Origin of the sequence: Microbulbifer sp. ALW1, from assembly GCF_009903625.1 — a bacterium.
Classification (GTDB): Bacteria; Pseudomonadota; Gammaproteobacteria; order Pseudomonadales; family Cellvibrionaceae; genus Microbulbifer.
The window spans coordinates 2927022-2938036 of sequence record NZ_CP047569.1 but is presented as its reverse complement, the minus strand read 5'-3'; the positions used below and the strand labels follow the sequence as shown (position 1 = coordinate 2938036).

At 51.8% G+C, this 11015-nt stretch carries 13 protein-coding genes; 11 read left to right on the top strand and 2 right to left on the bottom strand.

What is annotated here, in order from left to right; translation table 11 throughout:
- Positions 1 to 128: 128 nt before the first annotated feature.
- Positions 129 to 1196, top strand: coding sequence for a 3-deoxy-7-phosphoheptulonate synthase (locus tag GRX76_RS12225; protein ID WP_160153574.1), 1068 nt, complete (start codon positions 129 to 131; stop codon positions 1194 to 1196).
- 136 nt (positions 1197 to 1332) lie between these two features.
- On the top strand, positions 1333 to 2253 hold the full coding sequence (locus tag GRX76_RS12220) for a hypothetical protein (RefSeq protein ID WP_160153573.1): 921 nt from the start codon (positions 1333 to 1335) through the stop codon (positions 2251 to 2253).
- Positions 2254 to 2750: 497 nt separating this feature from the next.
- On the opposite strand, the gene GRX76_RS12215 is transcribed toward GRX76_RS12220, so the two are convergent.
- Complete coding sequence (locus tag GRX76_RS12215) at positions 2751 to 2969, bottom strand: hypothetical protein (protein WP_160153572.1); 219 nt, start codon at positions 2967 to 2969, stop codon at positions 2751 to 2753.
- 84 nt (positions 2970 to 3053) lie between these two features.
- On the opposite strand from GRX76_RS12215, the gene GRX76_RS12210 reads away from it, so the two are divergent.
- From GRX76_RS12210 to GRX76_RS12190, 5 genes are all read left to right on the top strand, one after another.
- Complete coding sequence (locus GRX76_RS12210) at positions 3054 to 3818, top strand: hypothetical protein (RefSeq protein WP_160153571.1); 765 nt, start codon at positions 3054 to 3056, stop codon at positions 3816 to 3818.
- A 13-nt stretch (positions 3819 to 3831) separates the two neighbouring features.
- Complete coding sequence (locus tag GRX76_RS12205; RefSeq protein WP_160153570.1) at positions 3832 to 4194, top strand: ankyrin repeat domain-containing protein; 363 nt, start codon at positions 3832 to 3834, stop codon at positions 4192 to 4194.
- 262 nt (positions 4195 to 4456) lie between these two features.
- Complete coding sequence (locus GRX76_RS12200) at positions 4457 to 4912, top strand: hypothetical protein (protein ID WP_160153569.1); 456 nt, start codon at positions 4457 to 4459, stop codon at positions 4910 to 4912.
- 139 nt (positions 4913 to 5051) lie between these two features.
- Positions 5052 to 5903 (top strand): hypothetical protein, encoded by an 852-nt coding sequence (locus GRX76_RS12195; RefSeq protein WP_160153568.1) that lies wholly within the window; start codon positions 5052 to 5054, stop codon positions 5901 to 5903.
- Between the two features lie 245 nt (positions 5904 to 6148).
- Positions 6149 to 6541: a hypothetical protein gene (locus GRX76_RS12190; protein WP_160153567.1), complete on the top strand. Its 393-nt coding sequence runs from the start codon at positions 6149 to 6151 to the stop codon at positions 6539 to 6541.
- Positions 6542 to 6579: 38 nt separating this feature from the next.
- On the opposite strand, the gene GRX76_RS12185 is transcribed toward GRX76_RS12190, so the two are convergent.
- On the bottom strand, positions 6580 to 7038 hold the full coding sequence (locus GRX76_RS12185; RefSeq protein WP_160153566.1) for an ATPase: 459 nt from the start codon (positions 7036 to 7038) through the stop codon (positions 6580 to 6582).
- 293 nt (positions 7039 to 7331) lie between these two features.
- Between GRX76_RS12185 and GRX76_RS12180 the strand changes: the two genes are divergently transcribed.
- From GRX76_RS12180 to GRX76_RS12165, 4 genes are all read left to right on the top strand, one after another.
- Positions 7332 to 9500, top strand: a complete 2169-nt coding sequence (locus GRX76_RS12180) for a PHB depolymerase family esterase (protein ID WP_236250343.1) — start codon at positions 7332 to 7334, stop codon at positions 9498 to 9500.
- Between the two features lie 152 nt (positions 9501 to 9652).
- On the top strand, positions 9653 to 9853 hold the full coding sequence (locus GRX76_RS12175; RefSeq protein WP_160153565.1) for a hypothetical protein: 201 nt from the start codon (positions 9653 to 9655) through the stop codon (positions 9851 to 9853).
- Positions 9854 to 9943: 90 nt separating this feature from the next.
- Positions 9944 to 10639: a class I SAM-dependent methyltransferase gene (locus GRX76_RS12170; RefSeq protein WP_160153564.1), complete on the top strand. Its 696-nt coding sequence runs from the start codon at positions 9944 to 9946 to the stop codon at positions 10637 to 10639.
- Positions 10640 to 10652: 13 nt separating this feature from the next.
- Entirely contained in the window at positions 10653 to 11000 is a 348-nt protein-coding gene (locus GRX76_RS12165; protein ID WP_160153563.1) for a GFA family protein, read from the top strand.
- The last annotated feature ends 15 nt before the right edge of the window (positions 11001 to 11015 follow it).

The following is an 11015-nucleotide window of genomic DNA, read 5'->3' as shown; positions in this document are numbered from 1 at the left end:
ACACATAAAACTGTTTCAAATGAAACCCTAGCCCTCTCCTGTGGCACTGGGTAGCATAACTGCCCCGTAGCGCACGAGCCGCGGGCATGGACGCGATTAAATTATTCAGAAAGTAGCGAATTATCATCATGACTACGCAGCAGTTCGACGACCTGAACGTCGTCTCCCAGGACATCCTGATCACCCCGGAAGCGCTGAAATCGGAACTGCCCGTCAGCGCGGCTGCAGAAGCTTCAGTAGCCGCCGGCCGCGCCGCAGTGCGCGATATTCTGGACCGCAAAGACCACCGCCTGATGGTCGTCATCGGCCCCTGTTCCGTTCACGACGTGGACGCCGCGATGGACTATGCCCACCGCCTCAAGGAACTGGCCGACAAGGTCTCTGACACTCTGCTGATCGTGATGCGCGTCTATTTTGAAAAGCCCCGTACCACCGTGGGCTGGAAAGGCCTGATCAACGACCCGCACCTGGACGATTCCTTCAAGATTGAAGAAGGACTGCATATCGGCCGCAAACTGCTGCTGGATATCGCCGAACTTGGCCTGCCCACGTCCACCGAAGCACTGGATCCCATTTCGCCCCAGTACCTGCAGGATCTGATCTCCTGGTCCGCCATCGGCGCCCGTACCACCGAATCCCAGACCCACCGCGAAATGGCCAGCGGCCTCTCCTCCGCTGTGGGCTTCAAAAACGGCACCGACGGCAGCCTGGAAGTAGCCATCAACGCCCTCCAGTCCACCGCTAATCCGCACCGCTTCCTGGGTATCAATAAGGAAGGCCAGGTCGCCATCATCCACACCGCCGGCAACAAATACGGCCATGTGGTACTGCGCGGCGGTAACGAAAAGCCGAACTACGACTCCGTAAGCGTTGCCGTGTGCGAGAAAGAACTGGAAGCTGCCGGCCTGGTGCCCAACATCATGGTCGACTGCAGCCACGCCAACTCCAACAAAAACCACGAACTGCAGCCGCTGGTCGTCGACAACGTTTCCCACCAGATCCTGGATGGCAACAAGTCCATCATCGGCATCATGGTGGAAAGCAATCTCAAGGCTGGCAACCAGAAGATCAGCGCAGATCGCAGCCAGATGGAATACGGCGTATCCGTAACCGATAAGTGTATCGATTGGGAAACCACCGAATCCCTGCTGCTGAACATGGCCGAGCAACTGCGCGGGACGCTGAAAGCTCGCTAGGGATAAGGCACGCAACGGCTGAGAACCAGCCGAACAAAGCTCACAAAAAAGCCGGCATTGCCGGCTTTTTTGTAGTTAAAATTCATGCCTGTACAGAACAGCGGTTACAGCAGACGAGAACAATGAGGTAAAACCCATGGAAAACGACAACACAACCATCACCCGGAACGAAGAAGCCGGCAACGTATGGCTGGCTCAGGCCACAGCGCAAAACGCAGACGTGACCGACCACGGTATCGCCCCAACCATACTCGACTCCGAAGCAGAAGTTGGCCAAGCCATGCTGAACGAACTGCTCGAAACCGCTGCCGCCAAAGAAGCTGATATCAACATCGCCCTACTCGGCGGCCGCGGCGCACAGGCCCTGCACCGCTTGCTAGGAGAACTGGCCAAATCCTCAGAACACGACGAACTACTCGGCCGCCTGAACGTATTCACCCAGGACGCCCTGGCCCCAATGAGCATGAGCAATTGCTTCAGTTTCGTACGGGACTTCGAGCGTATTCTGGGCCCTGACTTCTTCAAAAAGATCAAAAGCTTCACACCGATGCAGACGGATACCGACGATCTGGAAGGCGGTCTTGTGAAGTATCTGAATAAACTAGAAGCCCTTGGGGGCCTGGATATCTTCTTTATCGGTCACGGTCCGGAAGAAAATCAGGCATCCCACCTCGCCTATATCAAGCCCTACTCCGGCGCCCAGAGCAATCATGTTGCCGGGATAATCCCGATTTCCAGCAGCATCCTGGAGCACCATATCAGCAAGTTCAAAGCTGGCGGCAGCGCGGTTAATGAGCAAGATGAAGCCGAATGCCGCTCCGCACAGTACATCCTCACCCTCGGTCCAGCGGCGATTCTGCAGGCGAAGAAAGTGGTGCAATCCGTCGTCGACGCCGATACCGCACCGGCCAAGGTGCAGACCTATGCGAATGTGCTGAATACCCGACTGAACTCAGATAGAGAGGAAGCCCTGAAGCAACTGAATACGAACCCGGGGTTGTGGATCAGGCTACACCCTAATACCAGGTCTTTTGTACTGCCAAATTTGGGCATTTAAATAACGCCAGGATTAGCTAAAAAGGGCCATTTGCTTATTGGTCAATCCTTTCAAAATACAATGATTTCAATGGGTCGGCACTGCCGGCCCTTTTTATAGCTGAAAACCTCAAGAAGCAAGATTTAGACAGGCATAAGACCAATGGTACTGGCCAGCAAATTGATCACCTTGCCCTATATCTCGGTAAATCGATTGTTTTTCCGACTCTCCCTTATAAATCAGTTAGTTAGAAATTTTGATTTAAGGGGGATATGGGGCGTGACGAACATATTCATCAGTGGCACAATCTTCGTAATTTGCGCTAAAAGCCTGATATTAACGGCTAATACACCATTTGGATTGAATTAAATAGTGGGCAGCAGGATATGTTCCACCCTGCCTAGTATCAAACTGTTATGGCCTTAGGATAGAAATGTGAATGTACGCAATATTCTTATAGCTGGTATCTCAGGCGTATTGGTATCGTCTAGCTTTGCTATTTCAATTGCAGGTCCAGATCATTTTGCTAGCTTTCTCGGATATATTGTTGCGATATCACTAATATCATTTGTTAGTGGTGCTTTTGTTAAATCTTCTATTCCTGCTTGGTCAGCGTTCACAGGAGCTATTACCGCTCTTGTATGTTGTGCAATAATGCTATTTTTAGCAGTGTCCAATATATGAGGTTCGTACTTTGCCATAACAAGGCGCAGCAACGGACCTCCGACAATTGTCATCTTTTGTGCGCTTCGCAGCACAAAAGGCGCCAATCGCCTCCGGCCGCTGTGCGCGGCGTTAGGATTAAAAGGAATTTTAAGTAGATGAGCGAAGAAAACAAAAGTTTAGATTTGCTTGGGGTAAAGCCCATTGCAGACTCAGTTAATACAGTGACTACTGGTACTGTTAATGGTGCGTCGGCATTCTTAAGTAGAATTTGTTTACCTGCAGCTGAGGAGTTTGGTCTTCTTCTAAAGGATAAAGTCAGTTCTTGGAGAGCTAAAAATGCAGTTGAGATTGCCAATAGAGCTCAGTCACTCTTGGAGGAGCAAGTTCAAGGCTTAGTAGTTTCCGCTCATCCGCGCATAATTTATTCAACTCTCGAAAATGGATCGTGGGCTGAAGACGATTTTATGCAGGGCTTATGGGCTGGATTATTAGCATCATCTTGTACTTCAGATGGAAAAGATGAAAGCAATATTATTCTCATAAATCTACTTTCTCAGTTAACTTCAGGTCAGGCAAAAATAATTTCTCATGTTTGCCAAAACACAACTACTTATATGGGTAAAGCCGGCTTTATTTTCTCCGATGAATTTTACATGGAGGCAGATGATTTGCTGGAAGTGTCAGGGATTGACGATATTCATCAATTGGACAGAGAGTTAGATCATCTTCGTGGTTTGGAATTAATTAGCGAAGGTTTCGATGTAAATAACCTTAGAGCAAACGTAACTCCACACTCTTTGTGTCTCCAGTTATATGCCCGATCGCAAGGTTATGTGGGCTCGCCAATAGATTTTTTCGGAGCAAAGGAAAAAAATCCTAACAAATCAATGCAGCCGACCGCTAACGCGTCGGCTGATTGAGGCGTTAAATGTCATGAGAGATTTAGAGGCTATCTTCAGAGAAATTGAGAAAGTGCCCGATTTCATGGGGCATACTATTGATAGTGTCTCGTACCGCAATGGATATGGGGATACACCACTCCATATTGTCTCAAATTGGGGTGATGTTGAGGCAATAGAGATTTTGATTTCAGCCGGCGCAGATATAAATGCAGTTGGAGAGTCAGGTTTTACGCCCTTGCATTGTGCTGCTGAACAGAACAGGCCAAAAGCCATCGAAGTTCTTTTGCGGCTTGGAGCTAATATACTTAAAGACGAAGATGGCTCAACCCCTATGGAAATAGCCGAGTTTCTGAATAATAGAGAGGCAACCGTTGCACTCGAGAGAAATATTTAACAAACACAGGCAGTTTGCGCCGGCCCTACGGGCCTCTGCGGGACGGCCTACGCTACGCTTCGGCCGCCCCTGCTGTGGGCGTTCAGGCTGCAGAAAAACTCGAGCATCTCTCTAGCGGATAAATTTTTGTGTGGAGAGTGCCCCGAAATACTTTTCACCATGCAAAGTAGAACCAGAATTCGCGTAGAACCGCCGCTTTCTGCATGAAATATGAACAGCAATGAGAGACTGGAGTTTTTCTACAGCCTCGTTAGGTATCAGAATGAATTTACCTCAAGAGCTTAAAGATTTCTTAAGCAACGACAGTCAATTGAAATATGATTTTTCTGAAAGTGAATGTGGAGCGATACGTCTACTTTCCCTTAATCAGTTGCGAGAAGATGCCATAGATGTCGAAATGGCTGAGTGCTTCTACTCCTCAGAAGAGCAGCATCAGTGCGGCCCTTGGGGTAAATACCAAATTAAGGTGGTAAATTTAGTTGCTTCCTGTGACGGGTATACTTCGGAGTACATTCTACTTTTTATTCCAAAGGAGAATGTTTTCGGTGCATATGACGCAGATCACTCCTCGCTTATTATTTTTCCTAATGCAAAGTGGGCAGATATAGTAAAGTCGCCTCTAAATTATATAAACGCTCAGTGGGATGGGGTGGATGGAATATTTGCCCAGGAGTTTGATCCGCGGGAGAAATATGAAATCAGCTACGAGAATGCCTAGGTGCCCTTCATAGGAAGACGGGCACAGCAATGGCCAAACTAATGCAAAATGACCCACATCCGCTAGTAGCCATCTTAGCTAGATTTAGGCACCGTGCCGAAATCAGCTAATAAAACGCAGCAAAGGGACGGCTTACCTTATGCAAGAATTCAAGATCGACAGAAAACACATTACGCTAATGAAAGGATGCTTAGTAGTTTTTATAGCATTTTTGGCGTTAGGATTTTCTTTGCCTTTCCTTTCTGGCGAGAACGAAGGAAATCAAAATAGCACACTCATAACTACAGCAATGTGCACAGTGGTCTTTGGGTTCTTTTCAATTCTTACATGGCGGACTTTAAAAAGGCTACCATTCGCAAACGTTGCAGCTGATGACGACGGAATTTGGCTTATACACATCGGAAAAGATAAAGGACTAATCGCCTGGGAGAAAATCCATAGAGTAAAAGAAAGACCATACATGCAACGTCTAGATCTGCTGGGCACCGATAACCAAGAATTGCTTAGGGTTGAGTATCAAATACTGGAATTTGAAGTGCTCCGGGAAGTATTAAATGAAAGGGCTGGCGAGCAAAACATAGATCTCGATCGGTCTAGCTTCTCTAAAGGGCCGTTATACCATTTATTTTATATGGCGTGCGTTATCGGCTTTACTACATTAGGCCTCTATGTAGGAAAAGACGGTAGCCCTATATTAAGCTATGGTGCGATTAGCGTTCTAGTTGTTTTCATCATCTATGAATACCTAGCAACAACAACGGGCGTCCAAGTCACTACGAATAGTATTATCGTGGCCTACCCTTTCACCACCAGAAAGGTTCTATTCACCGATATTGATGATATTGTAATTGCTGATGAATACCATAAAGGTAATCGAATACCAGAAGTTTGGATAATTGCCAAGAATGCAAAAAATCCTTTTAGGCTGAAGCAGCTTGGCGCTGATTCTAATCTCGTTTATAAGACTCTGAAGAGGGCAGCAAAATTATGAGCCGAAACCCCTCTAGCAAGGCGCTGCTATCAGACAAATTTTCCGCTGCACTCCAAATTCTCTGAAGAGAGCGGCGCTAGTATTTATGAAGTACATAGAACTCAAATACCGAGAAAACGGAGTCACTCAACAGATATAACAATACGAGACATTTCGGTTTCAAGTTGTACTGCAAGCCTTGCCCTAAAAATGTTATTTGGTAAAGCTTTTGGTGGTGCTAAATCTTGGCTTTCACCGGAAAAAACATGGGAGACGCAACCATGCTCCTCTGCCCTTTGGGCCTCCGCAAGCGTAAAGGATTACCAGTGAAACCGTTGATATTTCGTACGAGAATTCTCATATTTTCCTGCGCCACCTCGCCGGATGCAATTAAAAGAAGAGAGATTGAAGCCAGTTTTCTAAGTTTTAAAGGAGAAAAAGGCTCTTGGTCTAAAAGCGTTGAAGTTCTTGGCCGCATAAAAAGAACGGACACCGGCACTCACACTAAGGAAGGAGCTATAGCAAACTATTCCAATACAGGCATGATCGTTTCGTACAATCCTGATCAGTACTGCACCGACTTGTATGCCGTTTATGAAAACTGTCAAGGCAATACATGCCAGTACCAATTCGAAGACCGAGGAGGACTCTGTGAATAGCCTTCACAAGGTGTTTAGGGGCATCTTCCCTTATTGAATTACATCTCCTGCATCCGATTAACCCCCTGCACCATCTGCTTGATCTCCTGCTCCTCCAGCGACTTCAGCTCTTCCATCAGCTCACGGGTTTCCTCAATATCCGCTCTACCGTATAGATAGCGGTAAAGCTCGATCACCTGATCGTGCCGGTCGGTGACAATACCCATAATCTCTTCCGGCTCAAGGTCCTGGAAAGGCGCGTCGCAGTGCTCGCTGTGCAAAATGGGGTGCTTGTCCATGTAGTCGTAGCACCAGGTGTCCAACGCCCTGGTGTCCGCGGTTTCGACGAAGCCGGCGACGGTCTGCGCCAGTTCCTGTTCGTGCACCGCCAGGTATGCCAGTAGCATCTGGGAGCGGGTGTTTTCGTTCTTGCCGGCACAGTGTTGCAGGCAGTCAGATAGATTCTTGTGGAACTCCCGGGTCCACACCAGTACATCTCTCAGGGTTTCGACTTGCACCTTCACCTCCACCATTAATGAAATCGGCGCGACAAAGGTCGCGTAGGTTATTCTCCCGCCAGCGGGTTGCAGGTAAAGATCGCAGGGCCGCGGCTGGGCTTTTTGGTAAAGCTAGCCCGATTTTGCGAATCAGTAGATATTTTCAGCGCCTCTCTACAACCTTGGTCTAGTGGCCCTCTCCCAACCCGCGCATATGCTGGGATGGCAAACGTCTTCCGCGCGATTTGCCTGCAGCCTAGCGCGTATATCGTTTGTGCAGTCAGAACATAATTCAAATAATGAAGGTACTAGCGATGAATCATCAACGAACGTCCAATACGGGCGTCCCTGCCCTATTTCTGTTTTTTCTTTCGACGCTCTTTGCCATGGCGGCCAGCGCCGGTAGCTGGCAGCAAAGCCAGTCCATTGGTGGCTTCAGTTCCGTGCATGTCTATACGCCGGATTCGGTATCGCCCATCGGCAACGGCAAGGCCCTGCTGATCGTGTTGCACGGCTGTGTGCAGCCTACGGACAATTTCCTTACTGCCAACCTGGAAGAGGCGGCGGAGCAGTACGGATTGGTCGTTGCGGTGCCGGATGCCATGAACAAGGCCGGTTATAGCTGCTGGTCCTACTGGCAGGGAACCAAGTCGCGTTCTGCTGGCGATTACAAGAATCTGATTTCACTGGCCAACACCATGAGTGGCGACGCCAGCCGCAACATAGATCCGGATCAGGTGTATATCGCCGGCCTTTCATCCGGCGCGGCTTTCGCCAATACCACCGCCTGCCTGGCGCCAGACGTATTTGCCGGTATGGGCATCAGTGCCGGCCCGAGTATCGGCACCAGCTCCAACGGTGCGCTCGGCCCCTGCGAGCAGGCAGACGTGACGACACGCTGCAACACCTATGCCGGTAGCTACCAGAACCACTTCTCGACCCAGATCGCGTCCATCGCCCATGGCGATGCGGATACCACGGTGAACCAGTGCTACAACGCGCAGAACTCCGACGGCATGGCCGGGGTTTACGGTGTGGCGAAGCTGTCAGGCACTAATACCATCAGCGAGTCCGGCAACCTCACCGCGGAAGAAACCCTGTGGCAAGACGGTCGTGTTTCCATGCTGTGGCTGAATGATGTGCCCCATGCCTGGTCTGGGGGCACAGGCGCAACCGGTGGCTATATTTCGGCCAACAGCATCAACTACGCGTCCTATCTCGGCCAGTACTTCGCCGCCAATAACAAGCGTGTTGACCGTAACTCTGGGCCGGCGATTAGCAACCTGACAGCCAGCGAAAGCAGCAGCCTGCTCACGATCAGCGGTACGGCGCTGGACGCTGAGGGCAGTGTGGCCGGTGTTGCCATCACCATCAGCAATATGGACAGCGGCACACCGGTAGAGGTGGAAGCCCTGAGTGTATCCTCGGTAGATGCAGCCGGATTCTTCAGCGCAACCAGCTCCAGCCTGGCCGATGGCCTCTATCAGGTGACCGCGGTCGCAACCGACAACGAGAGCGCGGAAGGCGATGCCGCCAGTATTACCACTCGCGTAGGCCCGGAGCCGCCGGCTACCCCACCGGTGCTGAGCAATACCGCGGCCAGCGTCAGTGGCCAGTGCGCGACCGTGACTGGCACCGTGGTGGATGCGAACCAGAATCTGCAAACGGTTGAGGTGGCCTTTGCCAGCGGCAATGTGACCGCCAGTGTGTCCGGGAACAGCTATTCCGCCCAAGGCTGTAACCTGCCAGGAGGTGACAACACCGCAACGGTTACTGCGACCGATGCGACCGCCCTTTCCAGCCAGGACAGCGTCACCTTCAATATCGATGCCGGCCAGACCGGCGACTACAACTTCCATATCAGTGCCGGCCATATCACCTGGGGCGTGGGTTACTCAGCCTGTTACCTGGCGTTCGGCACCAATCCGTTCACCATGCGCGAGTATCCGTCCGGTAGTGATTGCCAGTGGGTTGCCGATGGCGACAGCAGCTGCGCCGGCCCGGTCCAGGCCTGTTCTTCTGGCGGCGGCAGCGGTGAACCAGCCACTGACACGGACGGTGATGGCGTCGAGGACGCGCTGGATAATTGCCCCAACGCGGCCAATGCCGATCAGGCAGACAACGACGGCGATGGCATCGGCAACGCCTGTGACAGCACTCCGGACGGTGAGCCGGTAGATAGCGATGGTGACGGTGTAAACGACAGCGCGGACAACTGCCCGGCCGTTGCCAATGCGGGTCAGGAAGACAACGATGGCGATGGCATCGGTAATGCCTGCGACAGCACTCCGAACGGTGATGTCACTTGCACCGAGTACACCGCCAGCAACTACAGCCATGTGCAGGCCGGGCGCGCCACCACCAACGGCAGCTACGCCTATGCGGCCGGCTCCGGCGATAACCTGGGTCTGTACAACGTGTTCGTGACCAGCACACTGGCAGAGACCGCCGCTGGTTATTATGTGAAAGGCAACTGCCCCTGATTACGTCTTTGTCAAAAGTGCAGTAAAACGAAATCGGCCGTAAACTGTTGGCCGCCCGCCCCCACCTGATGGGGTGCGGGCGGCTAAACACCGATCGCGAAGTTTTAACGCGACCGATTCGGACCAAAGGCTACTGCCGACAAGGACATGCGATGCTCAAATTCCTGCTCTGGCTGATACTGTTCGTTCTCTGCTGGCCGCTTGCACTGCTGGCACTCCTTCTCTGGCCACTGGTGTGGCTGTTGACGCTTCCGTTTCGCCTCATCGGCATCACTTTCGAGGCCTTGTTTGCCTTCCTGCGCGCACTGCTTTTGCTGCCGGCCCGGGTCCTTGGCCATAAGCCCGCACAATAAGTGCGGCGACTACCACCGACTGTTTGATGCACGCTCAACCATCTCGCTTGCGTTGAGCGAATACCTTTCCAGTACAAAAGCTGAAATGTAATGAAACAAGACGAAATCAAAGCCCTGTTTGATCAGCAAGCAGCCAACTACGATACCCAATGGGCCAAGACGGCGCCAATTCGCGACTGCCTGCATCTGCTGGTGGATTCCATCTTTGCCGGACTACCCTCCGATGCGCGCATCCTCTGTGTGGGCGTAGGAACCGGTGCGGAGATGGCCCATCTGGCGCAACAGAATCCGAAGTGGCAATTCACCGCGGTCGAGCCATCTGGCCCGATGCTGGAAAAATGCCGGGAGCGCGCCGAAATGGCAGGATTTGCCGGCCGCTGCCAGTTTCACGAAGGCTACCTGGATACACTGCCGGAAATGCACGCACACGACGCGGCCACCTGCTTCCTGGTCTCGCAATTTATTCTCGATCACCAGGCGCGCGCCGGGTTCTTTCGCGAAATCGCGAACCGCCTGATGCCGGGTGGTCTGCTCGCGAGTTCGGACCTGGCATCGGACGTCAATTCACCGGAGTATGACGTTCTGCTACACGCATGGATGAACATGATGGCCGCGGCCGATTTAACCCCCGAGGCCGTGGATCGTATGCGCAAGGCTTACGCCAATGACGTCGGCGTCCTGCCGCCGCAGCGCATCGCCGAGATCATCGCGTGTGGCGGCTTCGAGCTCCCAGTGCAATTTTTCCAGGCAGGGCTGATCCACGCCTGGGTATCCAGACGCATTTGAGGGTTGCGTTGAAATGACACCATTCGGCAGTTGCCACTGCGGCAATATCACCCTGGAGGTCGCCACACTCCCCACAGAAGTCACCAGCTGCAATTGCTCTCTGTGCCGACGATATGCGGGGCTCTGGACCTACTACGCGCCCGGTGAGGTCACCGTCCATTACCAGCAGCCGGTAAAGCACTTTTATATCTGGGGTGACCGGGATATTGAGCACCATAGGTGCCACAATTGCGGTTGTTTGACACACTATGTAACAACGGATAAATGTCCGGTGAAACGGATCGCGGTCAATGCGCGGATGGCGGAACCGGAGTTACTGGAAGGATTAAAAATCCGGCAGGTGGATGGTGCTTCTTTTTAGGCCAATGCACCAATG